The following is a 19,836-nucleotide window of genomic DNA, read 5'->3' on the forward strand; positions in this document are numbered from 1 at the left end:
GGCTCCCCCACCCGATCGCACGAGGGCGTTGCCCCCAACCCCCTCCGGTGTGCTTCACCAGCACGTTCAAAGAGACGTCCGTGGTGACCAACCGGTTCCACAACGTCACTCGAATGGACTAACGGTTCGGGGTTTACCCAGGTGACGGCTGGGTATCAGCGCAGCGCCGGCAGGACCTCGGCGGCGACGTCCTCGACCAGTTGCTCCGACCCCGCGAAGATCCCGTCGTGGCGCGGCCACGGCACGGTCACGTCGGTGAAGCCCAGCTCGCCGGCCCGTCCCAGCACGTCACGGAAGCGTTCGACGCTCGTCAGCACGTATTCGGGCGCGGCGTCCAGGTTCAGGTAGCGGTCGATCGTGGCCTGGTTGCGTCCCTCGCCCTCCAGGACCGCCGCGAACCGGGTGGCCACCTCGGCCACCGAGGACCACCACGAGTCCATGTCGTCGTGGTTGGTTCCGGTCGTCACCCAGCCCGTGCCGAAGCGGGCCGCGACGCGCATGGCCTTGGGGCCGTTGGCGGCCACCACGAACGGCAGGCGCGGCTTCTGGACACAGCCGGGAGCGTTCCGCGCCTCGATGGCCTCGTAGTACTCGCCGCGCCACGTGGTCCGGTCCTGGCGGAGCAGGAGGTCGAGCAGTTCCACGAACTCGGCGAAGCGATCGGCGCGGCTGTGGGGCGCGGGCGTTCCCATCACGGTCGTGTCATAGCCGCTGCCACCCGCGCCGACACCGAGGATGAAACGGCCGTCCGACACGTCGTCGACGGCCGTGAGTTCCCGGGCGAACGGCACCGGGTGACGGAAGTTCGGTGAGGCGACCCACGTGCCGAGGCGGAGGTTGGTGGTCACCATCGCGGCCGCGGTCAGCGTCGGCATGGCACCGAACCACGGCCCGTCCACGAGTGTGCGCCAGCCCAGGTGGTCGTAGGTCCATGCGTGGTCGAAGCCGTATTCCTCCGCGGCACGCCACTTGGGCTCGGCGGCCCACCAACGGTGCTCGGGGAGGATTTCGATACCTACTCGCACGATGATCGACCGTAGCGCCTTCGGCTGTCCGACGCCCGGCTTACGGCCATTCGGGCGCTCAAGATGACGGCGATCACAACCTTCGGAGCCCGGCCGTGGATCAGGCAGGATGGATCGTGTGGAGAAACCCCTGCTGATCGCCTCGGACGTGGACGGGACCCTGCTGGACGTCGCCGAAAGGATCACCCGGCGCACCCAGGACGTGCTCGGCAGGGTGATCGCGTCCGGAACCCCGTTCCTGCTGGTCAGCGGCCGTCCGCCACGGTGGATTCCGCCCGTGGCCGAACAGGCGGGCCTCAAGGGGTACGCGGTCTGCGCGAACGGCGCGGTGCTCTACGACATCGCGGCGGACCGGGTGATCTCCGCGCACACGCTGGACCCGATCCTGCTCAACGATGTCGCGCGTGTCCTCGACGAAACGCTTCCCGGCATGGCGCTTGCCGCTGAGCGGTACAGCCCGAACGGCAGCCTCGAGTCCTTCGTCGGTGAACGTGACTACATCAATCCCTGGGGCGACGCGGAAAAGCTTTCCAAGCCGCGCGCGGAAGTGCTCGGCCACCCGGCGGTGAAACTGCTCGTCCGGCACCCGGACATGACCAGCGAACAAATGGCGGCCGCGGCCGTGCCGTTGCTCAAGGACGTCGTGTCGATGACGTTCTCGACGAGCCGGGGCCTGTTGGAGATCGCGCAGAAGGACGTCACGAAGGCGACCGGTCTGGCCGAGGCCGCCGAGTTGTTCGACATCGCCCAGGCCGATGTGGTGGCGTTCGGCGACATGCCGAACGACATCCCGATGCTCAGCTGGGCAGGCCACGGTGTCGCGATGAGCAACGCGCACCCCGAGGTGCTGGCCGTCGCCGACGAGGTCACCGCGGCCAACTCCGAGGACGGCGTGGCGCAGGTGCTGGAGCGCTGGTTCTGAGCCGCGGTCGACCTACACCGAAACGGTGGTCAGCCGCGTGAACTCGTGCAGCAGGTCGAAACCGTCCCAGATGGCCGAGAACGTCAGCGCCGAGCCGAACGGCACGACACGGTCGATTCCCCGCCCTGCCAAGGCCTTCACCAGGCCGACCAGTTCGTCCCGGGAGAACCCGAACACGCTGAGCGTCTGGTCCTTGCGCTGGATCGCCGGCACCAGATCAGCCAGCCGGTCGACCGTCACCTGCGGGAAAGTGCCGGTCCCCAGCCATTCCCGCACCAGCGTCGTCGGTTCGGCAAGCTCCATGGTGGCCAGTGCGTTGCCGTCGAAACGGATCGACGTCGCCAGGCCGTCCGCCGCCGCGCCATAGGTCGACACGCGCTTCTGCACGGCCATCGCGGGCTCGATGACCTCGCCGCGCGCCGCCAGCACCTCGGCCAGCAACTGACGGAACTCTTCCCGGCCGCGCGCGGCCGCATCCGAGTCGCCGACCCAGAACACCACGCGCGGTGACGAACACGCGGCCTGGTCGAACCAGTACGAGTCGTTGTAGAAGCCGACAACGGCTTCCTTGCGCGCCTCAGCCGAAGCCGCCTGCCAACCGTCCACAGAGATCACAGCGAAGGACGCACGGTCCGGGAACGTCAGATCACGCGCGTGCGGCGCCAGCGCCAGCTTGCGCACCTCGTTCACCGAACGGTCGCCGCCCCAGATCACGCGCAGGTCCGACGCGGCCGAGAAGGCTGCCGTGACGGCGTCGTCGCGGTCGTACGTGACCATCCGCTGCGTCTGCACCACGGCTGGGTGCGCGTCGGCCAGCGCCTCGTTCAGGGCGTCCACGACAGCCTCGGCGGCACCGGCCGAACGCGGCGAGATCCGCACGACGTTCCGGTTGCCCGCCAACGCCGACAGCGCCCACGAGTACACGAAGATCGTGTCCACATTGGCCGGTGGGATGTGGAACACCAGGCCACGCGGGAAGCGCAAAGTGGACGCGTCGCCGTCGCTCAGGCGCGCCAACGCCTTCGCGATCTCGGCCTTGCGCAGGAAGAACCCGAGCGACGCGAGCTCGGGGTAACGCCGGGCCACCGCGGGTGCCAGCAGCTTGCGCGCGAACGTGGTGAGGAAGCTGATGATCCGCTCGTCGCCGACCTTCAACGGACCGCCGTCCGGCTCGCCGGTCAGCTCGGCCAGCAGGGCGTCGGCCTCGATGTCCGCGCCCGCGGGGAAACGCTGCCGCAACTTCACGCTGCCTGACCTCCCGAGAAGGTGTCCGAGCAACCCCGTGCCTCGGCGCGGGGCAGCCGCCCCAGCACCGAGAACCGCTTGCCCGGCCAGTCGCCGTCGTCGATGCCGTGCAGCACACCGAGATCCTCGGTCAGCAGGACGTGCCCCGGGTAGGAGCGAGGCAACGTGCTGATCACCTCGATCACGCCGGGCTCGCCGATCGGCTGCTCTTCCCACGTCTCCGGGTTGCGGATCACCACATCGGCGAAATCGGGGCAGTACAACGAGTTCCCGGACGGTCCCTCCAGGAAGACGGTGCCGATCTGCTCGATCATGCCGTAGTAGTTGTGAATCCGGGTCAGCCCGGTGTCCTCGGCGAACCGGCGGCGGAACTCGGTGTTGTCGACCGCGCGGTCGATCAGCTTCTTCCAGCCGCCGGAGTGGATCAGAATCCCGTTGGACAGGTCCAGGTTGTGTTCCTTGGCGACCTCGTAGAGGTACAGCCAGACCATGAAGGTGAAGCCGAAGATCAGGAACGGCTCGTTGCCGTGCTTGGCCAGGAAGCCCTTGACCGCCTCGACGTCCGGCTGGTCGTTCTCGTCCAGCGCGTAGACGTGGTTGCGGCCGAACGTCGCCATGCCCAGCACACCCGCGCCGCGGGCGGAGAAGGACCGGCGATTCTTGATGATCGAGACCGTGTCGACCATCAGCATCGGCAGCCGCTTGCCGCCCAGCACGGTCTGCAACGTGGCGCCGAGCTGCCTGGTCTGCGCGCCCGCCGCTTCCTTGTCCAGGTAGATCCGGGAGGCACCCGACCCGGTCGTGCCCGAGGACGTGAGGACCTTGAAGACCTCGTCGTCCGGCACGCTCTTCAGGTCGTGGTTCTTGAACATCCGCACCGGCAGCCACGGCAGGTCCGCGATGGCGCCGAACTGACGGCCGCGCTCGATGCCGAGCGCGCCGAGGATCCGCTCGTACGGCTCGCAGTGGGCACGGTGGTGCTCGGTCAATTCGGTCAGCTGTGGCAGCAGAGTGGCTTCACGCTGGGCTTGGCTGAGCTCGAACAGGGCGGTCATACCCGGGCCTCCAGGGACCGATAGTCGATCTTGCCGCTGGGCAGCAGGGGGAAGTCGCCGGCCTGCCGTACGTCGAAGCCGGTGACATGCAGGTGCAGCCGCTCGGACAGCGTCCTGGCCGCGGCCTTGCAGGCCTCGGCGTCGGCGTCCTGCAGCCAGACGACCACCTTGTCGCCCGCGGGTACCGCGGCGGCCGGGCCGTATCCCTTCACGACCTGTTCAAGGTCGTCCAGGTTGACCCTATTCCCGAACACCTTGCCGATCCGCTTCAACCGGCCGGTGATGTAGAGGTACCCGTCCTCGTCGAGGTGCCCGAGGTCGCCGGTGACCAGCACGCCACCGACCTCGTCGCCGCCCGCCAGTTCGGCCTCGTTCTCGGCGTAGCCCATCATCACGTTCGGGCCGCGGTAGACGACTTCACCGTCCACACCGGGCGTCGTGATCTCGGAGCCGTCCTCGGCCCGGATGCTGAACGATCCGCCGGGGAGCGCGGGCCCGGCCGAGCCGAGCTTGTCCGCGAGCCGCTCCGCGGGCACTGTGGACATCCGCGGCGCGGCCTCGGTCTGGCCGTACATCACGAACATCCGCCCGCCGACGGCCCGCATCTTGTCGTTGAACTCGGTGACCAGCTCGACCCGCAGCTTTCCGCCCGCCTGCGTCAACGTGCGCAGGCTCGGGTACTTCGCCGGGTCGAACCGCAGGCGCCGCAACATCTCGTAGTGGTACGGCACGCCGGGCAACGACGTGACCCGGTACGTCTCCACGGTCGTCCAGAAAGGACGCGCCATGACGCCGTTGGCCTCCACCACGACGGTCGCGCCGCGCAGCAGGTGGCTGTTCAGCACGGAGAGCCCGTAGCTGTAGTGCAACGGCAGGTTGGTCGCGGTGACCTCGTCCGCGTCGATCCCGAGCACCCGGGCGATCGACTCGGCGTTGTGCAGGACCGCCGAACGGCTCAACCGCACCAGTTTCGGGTTGCCCGTGGAGCCGCTCGTCGGCAGCAACACCGCCAGGTCCGGATGCGGTTTCACGCCTTCCGGGGAGATCCGCTCCCAGGAGGTGCCCGTCAGGCGATACCCCTCAGGGGCATCCCCTTCCGCGCCGAGCACAGCGGCCGGACGGAACCGGGCGACGAGCCCGGCCAGCACGTCCGCGTCCAGCGCGGGGTCGATCATCGCGATCGCCCGGCCGGACTCGAAAGCGCCGAGGTAGCGCAGCACGCTCGGGACGTCCTGGGACATCCGGGCGAACAGCACGCCGTCCGGCAGCGCGGACAACTCGTCCGCGGCCGCCGTCACCCGCGCGGACAGTTCGGCGCCGGCGAGCACCGAACCGTCCAGCGCGTCGATCAGCCGCGCCTGGGAGTGGACCAGCGAGTTCACAGCACGAGCCCGCCGTCGACACCGAGCACCTGCCCGGTGATGAAGGACGCCTCGTCGCTGACCAGGAACCGGATCACCGCGGCGACCTCCTCCGGGCGGCCGAGCCGGCCGAGCGGGGTCTGCTTGGCCCGGTCGGCCAGGACCTCCTCGCTCAGCTCGGCGGTCAGCTGGGTCTCGATCACGCCGGGCGCGACCGCGTTCACCCTGATCCCGTGCCTGCCGAGTTCCTTGGCCGCGGACTTGGCGATGCTGCTCACCGCCGCCTTCGACGCCGCGTACACGGTCTGACCCGCGCTGCCCTGCTCACCGGCGATCGAGGCGAGCACCACGATCGAGCCCGTGCGCTTGCGCATCATCACGCGCGCCGCGGCCTGGACGGAGTGCAGCGTGCCGGCCACGTTGACGCCCAGGGTGCGGTCGACGGCCTCAGCCTTGACCATGCCGAGCAGGCCGCCCTCCATGATCCCCGCGTTGGCGACCATGATGTCCAGCCTGCCGTGCTCCTTGGCCACCGAACGGACCAGCGAACCCACGGCGTCGGCGTCGGCGACGTCCAGCCCCAGCCCGGTACCGCCGAACTCCTCGGCGACCTGCTTGGCGACGGCCTCGTCCCGGCCTGTGAGCACCACGGTGGCCCCGGCCTGCGCCAGCACCTTGGCGGTGGCCAGGCCGATCCCCCTGGTCCCGCCCGTGACCAGGGCAACCCGTTGCGCGAGCGGCGTGCCGGTGGTCAAAACTACTTCGCCCCCATGTCGTTGAGCATGTCGGCGGCGACCTTGAAGCTGCTCATGTCGATCACCTGGTCGGTGTCGAACTGCACGTCGAACTCGTCCTCGATGGCCGCGACGAGCGCCATGTGCCCGACCGAGTCCCACTCCTCGATGTCGCGGTACTTGAGGTTCTCGACGTCGAAGTCGGCGTCGAGCTGCATCGTCTCGATGAAGACGGTGCGCAGCCGGTCGTTGAGTGACATGACTCTCCTTAGTCCTGGGGTGTCCGGCCGGCCCATGCCTTGAGCAGGGCCGCCACCTCGTCCGGCAGACCGGCGGGCACGTCGTCGTCCTTGCCGGTGAGGAAACCTTGCAGTGCCGCGATGGCCTCTTCGTCACATCCCCTGCGCTGCAGGCCCACCACGTTGATGCCCGAGGTGCGGGCCGGGTTGCCCAGGGTGATGGTGAACGCGCCCACCTCCTTGCGGACCACCGAGCCCATCCCGACCATCGCGCCGGGGCCGATCGTGGTGCGCTGGTGCACGACGGTGCCGAGGCCCAGGTTGGACCCCGCCCAGACGTGGCAGTGCCCGGCGACCTGCACGGCGCTGGTGAGGATCACACCGTCGTCGATCGTGCAGTCGTGGGCGACGTGCGCGCGGCCCATCACGTAGCAGTCGTCACCGAGCTTGGTCGGCTCGTGCACGCCCTGGTTCACGGTGACGAACTCACGGATCTTGTTGCCGTTGCCGATCACCACACCGGGGCCTTCGGCTTCGCCCTCCCAGCCGACCGGGTGCGGGCCGCGCAGGTACTCGGCGGGACCGCCGATGCTCACGTGCGGGCCGATCCAGTTGCCGTCGCCGATCCTGGCCGGGCCGACGATGACCGTGTACGGGCCGATGACGTTGTCGTCGCCGAGCTCTACGCCCGCACCGATGATCGCCGTGGAATGGATTCGGTTCGCCACTGGATGTCAGTCCTGCCCCGGGTATTGGTCGTCACGCACGTTCCCGCCGCGCAACCCCAGAACGCGTCCGTGGCGCGGCGAAGGCAACGTGTGGACCCGCGCGCTGGAGGCGGGACCGGAAAGTCACTGTACCGGACGCCGCGGCGCGGCCTGGATCACTCCTGGACCGGCCATTGTGCCTGGCAGACACGCCGGGACCCCGGCTGCCAGGGCCGCCGGGGTCCCGGGTGGCTCAGGACTCGGCCGCGACCTCGGCGGGCTGCCTCTTGAGCTTCGGCAGCACCCAGCCGATGCCTGCCGACAGCACCTCGCCGACGATGAACATCAGACGGGAGACCAGCGCGAACGCCAGCGCCTGCGAAGCGGGCAGCGTGCTGGCCAGTACGCCGACCAGGATGGCGTCCCGGACACCCGCGCCGGACGGCAGGATGAACACGAAGATGCCGCCGAGCAGGCCGACCGAGATGGCGCCGATGGTCAGCAGCCAGTCGCGGAAGGTGGGCGAACCGGCCGATTCGGCCAGCACCCACAGATGCGTGCCATAACAGACATACGAGGCAACCTGGACACCCAGCAGCTTGCCGATGACGCTGTAGCGCAGCTCGTGGTCCAGCGGCGCCTTACGCAGCAGCTTCAGCACCAGTGAGGTGCCCCACGTCAGCACCTTGGGGTGCAGCGCGATGACGCCGATCGGCAAAAGGGCGAACAGCCATACGGCATTCGGCGCGTGGTCGAGGACGCTCGGCAGCGACAGCAGGCCCAGCAGCGACATCGCCACGACCGAGACACCCAGCGAGATCAGCGTGCCCACGAAGATCCGGGCACGCGGCACACCGGCCTTGCGGCCCAGCTCCATCTGCAGCAGGTACGCCCACACCGAGCCGGGGACGTACTTGCCCAGCGAACCGACCAGGTAGAACTGCGAGCCGCGCAGGAAGCCGATCGGCTTGCCCAGGTCGTCGACCATGATCTGCCACGCGTACGCGCCCAGGAAGATGCCGGCGAGCACGAACAGCTCGCTGATCAGCACCGCGCTCCACGACAGCGTCTTGAGCGTGGCCCAGACCTCGTTCCAGCTCTTGGCGACCTGCCAACCGGCGAAGCCGATCACCACGACGACGAGGACACGCCGCGCCCACGCGATGAAGATCTGCTTCGTGGTCTTGGCAGGCGGGGTCACCGGAGCTTCCTCGTCCTGTTTCTTGGCATCGTCCTCGATGCTCGTCATATGGTCTCCGTGCTGGGTTGGCGCCTTGCTCGACGACGGCGTTGGGCCTGGAAACGCGCCTGTGTGGACTTGGTAGAGGACGCTCGCACGGCCGGAAAGGTTGACTGATGACCGTCGGGCATCGGCTAGGCGGCTCAAGGGTACAGGCGGGCTTCGAACCGCCCCGCAACGCCACCGGGTCGATCATCGCCCCCACCGGCTGATCCCGCAAAAGGATCTTGCCCCGTGGACGGGTAGCCTGCCCACGAAGTCCGCTCAGGCACGTCCACCAGACCGGGGACGACCAGCCTCAATCGGAAGATGGAGAATGATCCCTATCACCGTGGTCGACGTCGCCGACGCCGAGCCATACGTACTGGAAGTCCTTCGCTCCGGCGTCATCGCGCAAGGCCCGATGGTCAAGCGTTTCGAGGACGCGTTCGCAGAGGTCGCGGGCGTCGAGCACGCGGTCGGCGTGAACAGTGGCACGACCGCGCTGGTCGCATCCATCGAGGTACTGGACCTGCAGCCGGGTGACGAGGTGATCACCTCACCGTTCACCTTCGTCGCGACGCTGAACGCGATCCTGGAGGCCGGCGCCTCGGTGCGGTTCGCCGACATCCGCGACGACGACTTCGCCATCGACCCGGACGCCGTGGCCGCCGCGCTGAGCCCGCGTACCAAGGTCCTGATGCCGGTGCACCTGTACGGCCAGATGGCCGACATGACCAGGCTCATGCCGTTGGCCGCCGAGCACGGCCTGGCTGTGGTGGAGGACTCCGCCCAGGCCGTCGGCGCGACGCTGGACGGCAAGCCGGCCGGTAGCTACGGCCTCGGCTGCTTCTCGCTGTACGCGACGAAGAACATCACCACCGCCGAGGGCGGCGTGATCACCACGAACGACGCCGCGCTGGCCGACCGTCTGCGCGTGCTGCGTAACCAGGGCATGCGCGCCCGCTACCAGTACGAGATGGCCGGCCACAACTACCGGCTGACCGACCTGCACGCTGCCGTCGGCATCCCGCAGCTGGAGAAGCTGCCGCGGATCACCGAGGCACGCCAGCGCAACGCCGAGGCGCTGTCCAAGGGCCTGGCCGGGCTGCCAGGGCTGGAGCTGCCCGCCGTCCTTCCTGGACGTACCCACGTGTGGCACCAGTACACGGTGCGGATCACCGAGGACGCGCCGATCAGCCGCGAGGAGTTCTCCGCGAAGCTGACGGAGAAGGGCGTGGGCAACGGGATCTACTACCCGAAGGTCGTGTTCGACTACGACTGCTACCGGGACAACCCGAAGATCACGGCGGCGCTCGAGGACGTGCCGGTCGCCACCCGCGTCGCGCGGGAAGTCCTGTCGCTGCCGGTGCACCCGAAGCTCACCGACTCCGATGTGGACACCATCGTCGAGACGATCAGGGAGGTGCTGGGCGCATGACGGCCTCGCCCCGTATCGCACTGGTCGGCTCCGGCCGGATGGGCTCGCTGCACGCCCGTGTGCTGGCTCAGTCGCCCCGCGCGGACTTCGTCCGGCTGATCGAGAAGAACGAGGAGACCGGTCGCGCGGTCGCCGAGAAGTGGGACGTCGAATGGGTCCCCGAGCTGGACTCGCTCGACGGCATCGACGCGGTCGTGATCGCCGCGGCGACCGAGGCGCACTACGACATCGCCAAGCGCGTGATGGAGCTCGGCAAGCCGCTGCTGGTGGAGAAGCCGCTCACGCCGACCTTCGCCCAGTCGGAGGAACTGGTGAAGGAGTCCGAAACGCGCGGTTTGCCGCTCGTGTGCGGTTTCCTCGAGCGCTTCAACCCGGCGGTGATGACGGCGCGCCAGTTCGTCAGCGACATCGCCCAGATCCACGCGGTCCGGCACTCGCCGTTCGTGCCCCGGATCAAGACGGGCGTGGCGACGGACCTGCTGATCCACGACGTCGACCTGGCGATCCGCTTCCTCGGCGAGGTGCCCAGCGCGGTGAAGGGCTCGTTCGGCTACTTCCACCAGGAGTCCCGCCAGAACAACTCCGAGGACAGCGCGGACGCCACGATGTCGTTCCCGAACGGCGCGCTGGCGACCATCTCGGCGAGCCGCATCAGCCAGCGCAAGGTCCGCCAGCTGCACGTGCTGGAGATCGACCGCCTGACGGAGATCGACCTCCTCCGCCGCGACATCACGGTCTACCGCCACGTCGAGCACGAACCGGCCCGTGACGGCGTCGGCTACAAGCAGCAGACGATCATCGAGATCCCGACCCTGATGCCCGGCGGCGAGCCGCTGGCGGCGCAGCTGGACCACTTCCTGAACCTGCTGGAGGCGGGAGCGGGAGCGGCCGACGTGATCAAGGAGCGGGAGGCGATCCTCCCCGCCCACCTGGCGATCGAGCAGGCCTCTCTGTCGGCCACCAACGGCCACCACTGAGAGTCCACCTCAAGGCGCCCGGGACGCGAAGTCCCGGGCGCCTTCGCCTACCCAGAGGTCCCATCATTCCGCCGTGCGCAAGCAGATGAGGGCACCCCGACACCGACCAGCACAGGTGGCGAAAAGCGGCAAGTGGCGAGATCCTTGTGCCACCCCTTGGCGGCCTGCCCGTCGGCGAAACACCTTTGGAAACCCAGCAACCTGAAGGACCGCACCACACCCCAAGCACAAACAACAGGCCCCCACCCGTCCCTGGGGGGCGACCCCGGACCCAGTCTACCGGGAAAAGGGCAGGTCAGAAGGGTTACCGGCCAGTTGTGGACAACTGGATTCGCGAACGGACCGTTCGTACGGCCGGGGCCAGAGGTCATCCCGGGGAACGGGGTCCCGGCTTGTTCGGTACTGTGCGTGTCGCCCTCAACCGAGCAGTTCGTCAGGGAGTTCACGATGGCCACCGACCACCCGGTGTCACTCACCTACATCGTCCCCGCACACAACAGCACCGCCACGATCGAGGGCACCCTGAAGGAGCTGCGTGACCGGCTCGCGGGGACGAACTCCGAGGTTCTCGTGGTGGAGAACGGCTCGACCGACGGCACGCTGGACATGCTGCACAAGATCGAGGCCAACTGGCAGACCGACGGCGTCGAGCTGCGGGTGCTGACCAGCAAGAAGGGCCTGGGCAACGCGCTGCGCCACGGCGTGGCGGAGAGCCGCGGGGCGCGGGTCTTCTTCGGCGCGGACGACCTGCCGTTCGGGTTCGACGACCTGGACAAGGCCGACAAGATCGACCACCACCAGCACAAGATGGTGATCGGCTCGAAGGCCCACCCGGAGTCCGAGGTCGGCCGCGGTGTCCTGCGTGCCGTTCTCACCTGGGGTTTCCTCACATTGCGCTTCATCGTTCTCGGAATGCGCACGCGCGACCCGCAGGGCACGTTCGCCATCGACGGCGACTGGGTGCGTTCGGTCGGGCCGCGGCTGACCGAAGAGGGCTTCCTGCTCACCACCGAGCTGACCTACTTGGCCGAACGCAGCGGCATCAAGACCATCGAGGTCCCCGTCCGCCTGCGTGAGTCGCACGGGGCGCACGGCAGCCGTATCCGGATCAGCGACGTGTGGAAGATGGGCCTCGGTCTGGTGACGGTCCGGATGCGGCACCGTAAGGGCGCTCGTCCGGTCGCCAGCGTCGCCTAGTGGCGCGCCACGTAGTCGTCATCGGGGGCGGGATCGTCGGGCTGGCGGTCGCGCGCGAGCTGACCACGCGCGGCAACCGGGTCACGGTCCTGGAGAAGGAAAACCGTTGGGCGGCCCATCAAACGGGCCACAACAGCAACGTCGTGCACGCCGGGCTGTACTACAAGCCCGGCTCGTTCAAGGCCCGGATGTCGGTGGCGGGCAACAAGTCCGTCATCGCGTTCGCCCGTGATCACGGTGTCGGCGTCGAGGTGTGCGGCAAACTCGTGGTCGCCACGTCCGAGGACGAACTGCCCGCACTGTACACATTGGAATCACGGGCCAAGGCCAACGGTGTTCCGGCGGATCTGATCTCGCCCGCCGAGGCGCGCGAGTACGAGCCCGAAGTGTCCTGTGTCGCCGCGCTTCGTGTGCACAGCACGGCGATCATCGACTTCCCCGGTGTCTGCGAGGCCTTGGTCAAGCAGCTCGCCTGCGCGGACCTCCGACTGTCCACTCCGGCCCTGGGCATCCGCCCCGGCCGGAACGGCGGCGTGGAGATCGCCACGGGCCAGGAGGTTCTGCGTGCCGACGCGTTGGTGAACTGCGCCGGGCTGCACAGCGATCGGGTCGCCCGGTTGGCGGGTTTGACGCCACGGGCGCGGATCGTGCCGTTCCGGGGCGAGTACTACGAGCTCAAGCCGGAGCGACGGCACCTCGTCCGCGGGTTGATCTACCCGGTGCCTGATGCCGCGTTGCCGTTCCTCGGTGTGCATCTGACGCGGATGCTCGACGGCAGTGTGCACGCCGGACCGAATGCCGTGCTTGCGTTGCGGCGCGAAGGATACCGCTGGCGTGACGTGTCCGTCGGTGACCTGCTCGACACTGCGCGGTTCGCTGGTTCCTGGCGGCTGGCAAGGAAATTCGGTCGCACCGGTGTCGACGAAGTGTTGCGGTCGTTGTCGCGCAAGCGTTTCGCCGCGAGCCTCGCGCGGCTCGTCCCCGCGGTGCAGGCCGAGGATCTGGTCCGCTGCACGGCAGGTGTCCGTGCGCAGGCCTTGTTGCCGGACGGGTCGTTGGTGGACGACTTCCTCATCGAGACCGCGCCACACCAGGTGCACGTGCTCAACGCGCCGTCACCCGCCGCGACGAGCGCCTTGGAGATCGCGCGCTACGTGGCCGACCAGGTGGTCCCCCGGGCCAAGGGTTAACCCCAGCCGAGTTCGTGCAGGCGGTGGTCGTCGATGCCGAAGTGGTGGGCGATCTCGTGGACCACGGTCACAGCCACCTCCTCGACCACGTCGTCCTCCGTCTCGCAGATCTCCAGGATCGGCTGGCGGTAGATGCTGATCCGGTCCGGCAGGACGCCGCCGTAGCTGGAGGTCCGCTCGGTCAGCGCGATCCCGTGGTACAGGCCGAGGATCGACGGCGCCTCTTCGTTGTACTCCTCCACCAGCACCACGACGTTGTCCATGGCCCTGGCGAACTCGCGGGGCACCAGGTCCAACGCGTCGCTGACGAGTTCCTCGAACCTTGCCCGTGACATCTCCACCGGCACCAGGTCACCCGCCGGGCGTGGAGGTCGGGGTGGTGCTGCCGCTCGGCGGCGGGGTGGCGGGCTGGCCGGTCTGGCCCGCGCCCTTGACGCTGCCGCTGATCGGCGCGAGGCCGGAGTTGTCCTTGAGGGGCGCGCCGACCTTGCAGACCGCACGGTGCGAGCCCGCGTCCCAGCTTTCCTGCTTGCGCGTGTCCCAGGTCAGCGAGAGACCCTGGGCGGCCAGGTCCAGGTTGCCGGAGTACTCCGCGGCCAGCTTCGGGCACTGGTCGAGCATCGCGGTCTGCTGCTGCTCCTCGGAGGGGAACGTGCCGTCGGTGAACGTCTGCGACAGGTCGATCACGCCGACGATCTCGTACGCGTGCTCCTTCTCGCAGGGCACCGGGTCGCCGACGTTCTTCTCGACCAGCGCCAGGCAGGTGCCCACGTCGTAGATGTCGGACTGGTCCTGGTTCTTGGCCGAGCCGGTGGTCGCCACCAGCGTCTTGCCGGACGGCGTGGCGCGCTGCAGGCCGCAGCGGAGCTTCCGGTCGCCGTCCCGCCACTGTTCGTCGCTCGGCTTCAGCGCGCCGACGCTGTACTTGCCGAACGGGTCGAGCTTGCCGCCGAGATACCCGGCCGCGCCGGTGGTGCACTTCTGCTTGGCGATGTCACGCCACACCTCTTCACTCGGTGACGGCGCGCTGTCGTTGTACTCACCCGAGATGTCGACGTCGCCGGTCACCTCGAAAAGGTGGGGCTGATCACATCCGACCGGCTTCATGTCCGAGCCGTCCGGCTTCCAGGTCAGGCAGCTGCCCGCGGGCGCCTCGAACGCGGCGGCCAGGTTGGCGGCCGCGTCGTCGTCGGTCGCGGTCGACCTGCCGCCGCCACCGCCACCGGCGACCGGCCAGGAGAAAACCATGCTCAGGGTCAGGACCAGCAGCGCACCGACGAACGCACCGGCCATGACCAGGCGTGTGCTCAAGGTCGGGCCGCCGGAGCGAAACCGTTGGGCGTTCGTGGACATCTACTCCATCATGCCGTACCTGACCGGGTGGGCGGATGTGTGTTGCGATCAGGACACTCCTCGCCACGCCCGTCCCCACGTATGAGGTCGGCGAATGTACTGTCCGCGAGTGGGAGGGCCCGGATGACAGACAACAGGGACGACAACGTCGAGCCCAGCCGTGAGCAGCCACAGCCGCAGCCACCGGCTGAGCCCAGGCGTGGCGCGATGCGCTTCCAGGACGCGGAGACGACCACCCCGCGGGAACCGACGCTGGCCGAGAAGAGGGCTATGCGTAGGGCGCGTGACGAAGAGAAAGAGCAGCAGCGGGCACTCGTCGCGGAGGCCGAACGCAAGTCCCTGCGCCGCCGTCGCGTGATGATCGGTGCCGGTGTGACCGTCGGCATCGTCGCGACGGTCGCCGTTTGGTACGCGGCCGCGACACCCGACGAGGTCACCGCGTACTGCGTGGACGAGAGCAACACAGTGTCGTCGGACGACAACATCTGCTCGGAGGAGTACGTACGCAGCCACGGCGGCTACCACGCGGGTGGCTTTTGGTTCATCCCGATCGGCAACGGTCAGTACCGCAGCTATCACTACAACTACGGCGGCACGGTGACCGGCACCGGCCCCAACCGTCGCGTGTCCGGCGGGTCCACCGCCGCGCCCGGCAGCGGCACGACCGTCAAGAGCGGTACGTCCGGCAAGACAATCCAGCGCGGTGGCTTCGGTGTGAGCAGCGGCGGCAAGAGCGGAGGCAGCTGAGTTGCACCGGGAGTCCTCGCAACCCCGGCGGGACTGGCAGAGCAAGATCGCGGAACAGGGTCTGGTGTTCGGCACGCCTGCCCGCGACGAAGCCGGTAACCGGCGTCCCTACTGGGACGAGTCCGTGCACTACGTGTTCGACATCGACGAGATCCTCTCGATCGAGGCCGACGTCGAACTGCTGCACTCGATGTGCCTCGAAGCCGTGGACACGGTCGTGACCACCGAGCGGTACAAGGACTTCGGCATCCCCGAATGGACCTGGCCGCACATCGCCGAGTCGTGGCGGCGGCACGACCCGCACGTCTACGGCCGGTTCGACCTGCGCTACGACGGGTCGGGCCCGGCGAAACTGCTGGAGTACAACGCCGACACACCGACCTCCCTGCTGGAGGCCGCGGTCGTGCAGTGGTTCTGGAAGACCGACGTCTTCCCGGACGACGACCAGTGGAACTCCATCCACGAGAAGCTGGTCGAGCGCTGGCGTGAGATCGGCGACAAGCTCCCGTCGACCGAGGTGCACTTCACCTGGTCGACCGCGGACCCGACCGGCGAGGACCACGTCACCACGGCGTACCTGCAGGAGACCGCGGCCGAAGGCGGGCTGGACACGGTCGGCCTGGCGATCGAGGAGATCGGCTGGCACTCGCTGCTCAAGCGGTTCGTCGACCTCGAAGAGGCACCGATGAACGCCATCGTCAAGCTCTACCCCTGGGAGTGGGTGGTCGACGAGGAGTTCGGCAGGCGCGCGGTGGAGAGCCTGCCGCAGACGCTGTGGATCGAGCCGCTGTGGAAGATGCTGCTGTCCAACAAGGCGCTGCTGGCGATCCTCTGGGAGATGTACCCGGGGCACCCGAACCTGCTGCCCGCCTTCCTGGACCAGCCGGGCCTGCTCACCGAGTACGTGCGCAAACCGCGGCTGGGGCGGGAAGGCTCGAACATCCAGATCGTGGCTCCGGGCTACGAGACCCAGACCGGGGGCGTCTACGGCCAGGAAGGCTTCGTCTACCAGGCGTTCGACCCGCTGCCGGAGTTCGACGGCTACCGGCCCGCGCTGGGGGCGTGGATCGTCGGCGACTCGGCCGCCGGACTGGGCATCCGCGAGACAGCGGGCCTGGTCACCGACGATGGTGCGGCGTTTGTCCCCCATCGCATCCCGGAATCGTGATAATCCACCAACCCGACATGTCCATTTAGGCCGGAGGGACCCGTGCAGCACACCACCCAGATCCTTGCGCTCGACCCTGACTTCGGAGCGCAACTCGGCCGGGGCATCGGCGCGATCGCGCTGTACGCGATCGTCGGCCTCGCGCTGATCCTGGCGGGCTTCTACGCCATCGACTGGACCACGCCGGGCAAGCTGACCGACCTGGTCCGCACCGGCAGGCCGAACGCGGTCCTGATCACCTCGGCCGGCCTGGTCAGCATGGCCTTCATCATCGTGCTGGCGATCACCTCGTCGGCCAGTGACCTCACCGCCGGCCTGATCACGTCGCTGGTCTACGGCCTGCTCGGCATCATCGTGCAGGTCGCGGCCGTGCGAATCCTGGAGTGGGCGACGCGGATCGACATCGGCGAGGTCATCCAGGCCGAAAGGTTCACCCCGGCCAGCGTCGTGGTCGCGTCCGCGCACGTGGCCCTCGGTCTCGTCGTGGCCGTCGCCATCAGCTGACCCCCTTGTCGAACCCCTGCGGGCGGCGCCCGCAGGGGTTCGCTGCGGTTTCCGGTTGACTCTCAAGCCGCTTGAGCCCTCAGAGTGGAGCTGTGGAGGACAACCAGCTTTACTCGATCGGCGACGTGGCGCGTCGCACCGGTTTGAGCGTGAGTGCCATCAGGTTCTACGCGGACGCCGGTGTGGTCGTACCCACGAGCCACACCGACGCCGGCTACCGGCTGTACGACATCGACGCCATCGCGCGGCTGGAACTCGTCCGCACCCTGCGTGACCTGGGCGCAAGCCTGGATGACATCCGCAGGCTCCTGGCCGACGAGACGACCCTGCACGACCTGGCCACGACCCACCTCGCGCTCGTCGAGCGCCAGATGCGTCACCTACGTGCCAGGCGGGCCGTCCTTCGGACCATCGTCAACCAGCACACCGCGACCGAACAGGTGGCCCTCATGCACGACCTCGTGTCCATGTCCGACGACGACCGCAACCGGCTGCTCGACGAGTTCTGGGACGAGATCACCGAAGACCTCACCACCGTGCATCCCGAATTCACCGAGCAGCTGCACCAGATGCGCCCGGTCCTGCCCGAGCACCCCACCACCGACCAGCTCCAGGCCTGGATCGAACTGGCCGACCTGGTGCAGGACAAGGAGTTCCGCCGCTCGGTCCGGGAGTACTTCCACACCAGCTTCGCCTCCCCGAAAGCCATGAACATGACCACACCGGCGATGATGGAACGCATCGAAAGGCACCGGAAGCTGGAAATGGAGGCCTGGTCGGCACAACAGGCCGGGCTGTCCCCGGACACCCCGCAGGCCCGGCAGATCGCCGAACGCCTGGTGGCGTCGATCGCCGAGCTCACCGCCACGGCCACGGGGAAACCACTCAGCGAGGACGACGTCGCCGAGGTGCGGCATTCCATGGCCGACCCCGACCCCACCACTCCCGCTCATCACCACGCCGACCGTGCCGTGTCAGAGTTCAACGACCTGCTTGGCACCTACGTGTCACTGATGACAACCATCAGCGGGACACCGGAGCCGAACGGCGGCGCGAGCGAACAGTGGATCGCCGCCGCCCTCTCATCGGGTACCAACGACGCCCCCGCCCGTTGAGCCGGCGGATCAGGGCGTGCCGGGCGGCAGGTCGTCGGTCGCGGGCGCGGGCGACCTCTTCCCGGCGACCATGTCGACGAGGGTGTCGGTGAGGTCTTCGGCGGAGACGCCGCCCCACTTGGGGTCGGCGAGCTGGCCGCTGGCCTCCAGGCCGGCGATCCCGCTCGCGCTGCTGATGAGCAGGGCCGCGTACCGGCGGGCGTCCTGCTCGCCGACCAGGTCGGCGACGACGGCCAGGAACTCGGTCTGGCTGCGCTGGGCGGCCCGGGCGAGTGCCGTGGGGTCGCCGGGTGGGTTGCTGAACATGAGTTTGTAGAGGTGCGGCTGAAATCGGCCGATGTCGATGAGTGCGATGAGGCCGTTGCGCATTTTCTCGGCGGGCGACAGGCCCGGATCCGCGCGGAGGGCGTGCATGCGGTCTCCTAGTGTGTCCCAGGCCTGTGTCCCGACGGCGATCAGCAGGCTCTCCTTGTCGGGGAAGTGCCGGTAGGGCGCCCCGCGAGTCACTCCGGCGCGTGCTCCCACCGCGCGCAACGTCACGGCGTCCAGGCCACCGGAATCGAGCAGCTCAGCGGCCGCGTCGAGCAGGGCGCGGCGCGTGGCGGCGGCTGATTCGGCGCGGCTGGTCATGCGGACGATCCTAGCTCCCTTGTGATGACTAAGTCACTTGAGTCAGTTGACATCGTCATCTGAAAGCTCCACACTCAGAAGATGACAAAGTCATCTGAAATTCGGGAGCTCGTGGTCGTGACCGGAGCGTCAACCGGCATGGGCGCGGCCACCGCGCGGGAACTGGCCCGCCGCGGCTTTCACGTCCTCGCCGGCGTGCGGCGCGACAGCGACGGTGACGCGCTGCGCGCCGCAGGCGTCGAGCCGGTGATCGTCGACATCACCAACCCCGACCACATCGCCGCGCTCACCACACGCGTCGAGCGGGACGCGCGGCCGCTGCGGGCAGTGGTCAACAACGCCGGCATCCCCGGCGCCGGCCCGGTCGAAGTGATGCCGCTCGACGAATGGCGGCGCATCTTCGAAGTGAACGTCTTCGGCCACGTCGCCGTCATCCAGGCGCTGGTTCCCGCGCTGCTACGCGGCAAGGGCCGCGTCGTCAACATCACCTCCCTCAACGGCAAGGTCTCCATGGCCGGCTACGGGCCGTACGCCGCCAGCAAGTTCGCGATGGAGGCCGTGAGCGACGCGCTGCGCAACGAGCTAGCCCCGCACGGTGTGCAGGTGGTGGTAGTCGAACCGGGCGGAGTCAAAACCGAGATGTCCCGCGTCGGCCTCGCCGCCCTCGGCCGCCTCGGCGATGGGATGACGCCCGAGCACAACGCGCGCTACGGCGATCTGATGCAGGCCATCCCCTCCCACGTGGCCGCGTTCACCAAGGCCGGCGTGACCTCCGACGTCGCCGCGAAGAAGATCGCCAAGGCGGTGACCGACCGCAGGCCCCGCATCCGCTACACGATCGGCGTCACGGCCGCCTTCCTCATCGGTGTGTCCCGCTTCGTGTCCGACCGGATGCTCGACCGGATGACGACCTCCGACCTGCGCAAGCACTACCCCGCCAAGACCCGTCGCCGCGCGACCGCGGCAGACGCCGCCTGACCGCCACCCCGCCTGAGCAGAATCGAGAG

Annotated in this window: 21 protein-coding genes; 10 read left to right on the forward strand and 11 right to left on the reverse strand. The window is 68.5% G+C overall.

Translation table 11 applies throughout. From position 1 onward, the window contains the following. Window positions 1-155: 155 nt before the first annotated feature. Window positions 156-1,025 (reverse strand): LLM class flavin-dependent oxidoreductase, encoded by an 870-nt coding sequence (locus GC106_RS39030; RefSeq protein WP_173141011.1) that lies wholly within the window; start codon window positions 1,023-1,025, stop codon window positions 156-158. Between the two features lie 118 nt (window positions 1,026-1,143). Here GC106_RS39030 and GC106_RS39035 point away from each other — a divergent pair, with 118 nt between their 5' ends. Next, window positions 1,144-1,947, forward strand: coding sequence for an HAD family hydrolase (locus GC106_RS39035; RefSeq protein ID WP_173141118.1), 804 nt, complete (start codon window positions 1,144-1,146; stop codon window positions 1,945-1,947). A gap of 12 nt (window positions 1,948-1,959) precedes the next feature. On the opposite strand, the gene GC106_RS39040 is transcribed toward GC106_RS39035, so the two are convergent. The 7 genes from GC106_RS39040 to GC106_RS39070 form a co-directional block, all read right to left on the reverse strand. After that, entirely contained in the window at window positions 1,960-3,192 is a 1,233-nt protein-coding gene (locus tag GC106_RS39040) for an acyl-CoA reductase (RefSeq protein ID WP_173141013.1), read from the reverse strand. Beyond that, window positions 3,189-4,247: a LuxE/PaaK family acyltransferase gene (locus tag GC106_RS39045; RefSeq protein ID WP_173141015.1), complete on the reverse strand. Its 1,059-nt coding sequence runs from the start codon at window positions 4,245-4,247 to the stop codon at window positions 3,189-3,191. Before GC106_RS39045 ends, GC106_RS39040 begins: the two co-directional genes overlap by 4 nt. Further along, a complete protein-coding gene (locus tag GC106_RS39050) occupies window positions 4,244-5,629 on the reverse strand; it encodes an AMP-binding protein (RefSeq protein WP_312873232.1) in 1,386 nt (461 codons plus the stop codon). Before GC106_RS39050 ends, GC106_RS39045 begins: the two co-directional genes overlap by 4 nt. Then, a complete protein-coding gene (locus tag GC106_RS39055; RefSeq protein ID WP_173141017.1) occupies window positions 5,626-6,363 on the reverse strand; it encodes an SDR family NAD(P)-dependent oxidoreductase in 738 nt (245 codons plus the stop codon). The genes GC106_RS39050 and GC106_RS39055 overlap by 4 nt, the downstream gene beginning before the upstream one ends. A 2-nt stretch (window positions 6,364-6,365) precedes the next feature. Next, the gene (locus tag GC106_RS39060) at window positions 6,366-6,602 is read right to left on the reverse strand and encodes an acyl carrier protein (RefSeq protein WP_173141019.1); all 237 of its coding nucleotides are present in this window, start codon (window positions 6,600-6,602) and stop codon (window positions 6,366-6,368) included. 8 nt (window positions 6,603-6,610) lie between these two features. Further along, a complete protein-coding gene (locus GC106_RS39065) occupies window positions 6,611-7,309 on the reverse strand; it encodes an acyl-ACP--UDP-N-acetylglucosamine O-acyltransferase family protein (protein ID WP_173141021.1) in 699 nt (232 codons plus the stop codon). 232 nt (window positions 7,310-7,541) lie between these two features. After that, window positions 7,542-8,537 carry a lysylphosphatidylglycerol synthase transmembrane domain-containing protein gene (locus tag GC106_RS39070; RefSeq protein ID WP_173141023.1) on the reverse strand — a complete coding sequence of 332 codons (996 nt, stop codon included), beginning with the start codon at window positions 8,535-8,537 and terminating at the stop codon, window positions 7,542-7,544. A 307-nt stretch (window positions 8,538-8,844) separates the two neighbouring features. Between GC106_RS39070 and GC106_RS39075 the strand changes: the two genes are divergently transcribed. From GC106_RS39075 to lhgD, 4 genes are all read left to right on the forward strand, one after another. After that, entirely contained in the window at window positions 8,845-9,948 is a 1,104-nt protein-coding gene (locus tag GC106_RS39075; protein ID WP_173141025.1) for a DegT/DnrJ/EryC1/StrS family aminotransferase, read from the forward strand. Beyond that, the gene (locus GC106_RS39080) at window positions 9,945-10,925 is read left to right on the forward strand and encodes a Gfo/Idh/MocA family protein (RefSeq protein ID WP_173141027.1); all 981 of its coding nucleotides are present in this window, start codon (window positions 9,945-9,947) and stop codon (window positions 10,923-10,925) included. Before GC106_RS39075 ends, GC106_RS39080 begins: the two co-directional genes overlap by 4 nt. 408 nt (window positions 10,926-11,333) lie before the next feature. Further along, a complete protein-coding gene (locus GC106_RS39085) occupies window positions 11,334-12,122 on the forward strand; it encodes a glycosyltransferase (RefSeq protein WP_217281507.1) in 789 nt (262 codons plus the stop codon). Beyond that, the gene (gene lhgD, locus GC106_RS39090; RefSeq protein WP_173141029.1) at window positions 12,122-13,312 is read left to right on the forward strand and encodes an L-2-hydroxyglutarate dehydrogenase; all 1,191 of its coding nucleotides are present in this window, start codon (window positions 12,122-12,124) and stop codon (window positions 13,310-13,312) included. The genes GC106_RS39085 and lhgD overlap by 1 nt, the downstream gene beginning before the upstream one ends. Here the strand turns inward: lhgD and GC106_RS39095 are convergent. Both GC106_RS39095 and GC106_RS39100 read right to left on the reverse strand, forming a co-directional pair. Then, window positions 13,309-13,659: a metallopeptidase family protein gene (locus GC106_RS39095; RefSeq protein ID WP_173141031.1), complete on the reverse strand. Its 351-nt coding sequence runs from the start codon at window positions 13,657-13,659 to the stop codon at window positions 13,309-13,311. The genes lhgD and GC106_RS39095 overlap by 4 nt on opposite strands. A 4-nt stretch (window positions 13,660-13,663) precedes the next feature. Continuing rightward, complete coding sequence (locus GC106_RS39100; RefSeq protein WP_173141033.1) at window positions 13,664-14,665, reverse strand: septum formation family protein; 1,002 nt, start codon at window positions 14,663-14,665, stop codon at window positions 13,664-13,666. 123 nt (window positions 14,666-14,788) lie between these two features. Between GC106_RS39100 and GC106_RS39105 the strand changes: the two genes are divergently transcribed. The 4 genes from GC106_RS39105 to GC106_RS39120 all read left to right on the forward strand — a co-directional run bounded on the left by GC106_RS39105 (window position 14,789) and on the right by GC106_RS39120 (window position 18,199). Beyond that, window positions 14,789-15,412, forward strand: a complete 624-nt coding sequence (locus GC106_RS39105; protein ID WP_246367849.1) for a hypothetical protein — start codon at window positions 14,789-14,791, stop codon at window positions 15,410-15,412. Window position 15,413: 1 nt separating this feature from the next. After that, window positions 15,414-16,580, forward strand: coding sequence for a glutathionylspermidine synthase family protein (locus GC106_RS39110; RefSeq protein ID WP_173141035.1), 1,167 nt, complete (start codon window positions 15,414-15,416; stop codon window positions 16,578-16,580). A 42-nt stretch (window positions 16,581-16,622) separates the two neighbouring features. Then, complete coding sequence (locus GC106_RS39115) at window positions 16,623-17,084, forward strand: DUF350 domain-containing protein (protein ID WP_173141037.1); 462 nt, start codon at window positions 16,623-16,625, stop codon at window positions 17,082-17,084. 92 nt (window positions 17,085-17,176) lie between these two features. After that, window positions 17,177-18,199 (forward strand): MerR family transcriptional regulator, encoded by a 1,023-nt coding sequence (locus tag GC106_RS39120; protein WP_173141039.1) that lies wholly within the window; start codon window positions 17,177-17,179, stop codon window positions 18,197-18,199. Window positions 18,200-18,208: 9 nt separating this feature from the next. Here the strand turns inward: GC106_RS39120 and GC106_RS39125 are convergent, their stop codons facing one another. Beyond that, window positions 18,209-18,829 carry a TetR/AcrR family transcriptional regulator gene (locus GC106_RS39125; RefSeq protein ID WP_173141041.1) on the reverse strand — a complete coding sequence of 207 codons (621 nt, stop codon included), beginning with the start codon at window positions 18,827-18,829 and terminating at the stop codon, window positions 18,209-18,211. A gap of 81 nt (window positions 18,830-18,910) precedes the next feature. Between GC106_RS39125 and GC106_RS39130 the strand changes: the two genes are divergently transcribed. Then, window positions 18,911-19,807, forward strand: coding sequence for an SDR family oxidoreductase (locus GC106_RS39130; RefSeq protein ID WP_173141043.1), 897 nt, complete (start codon window positions 18,911-18,913; stop codon window positions 19,805-19,807). The last annotated feature ends 29 nt before the right edge of the window (window positions 19,808-19,836 follow it).

It is taken from the genome of Kibdelosporangium persicum, from assembly GCF_013280595.1.
GTDB classification, from domain to species: Bacteria; Actinomycetota; Actinomycetes; order Mycobacteriales; family Pseudonocardiaceae; genus Kibdelosporangium; species Kibdelosporangium persicum.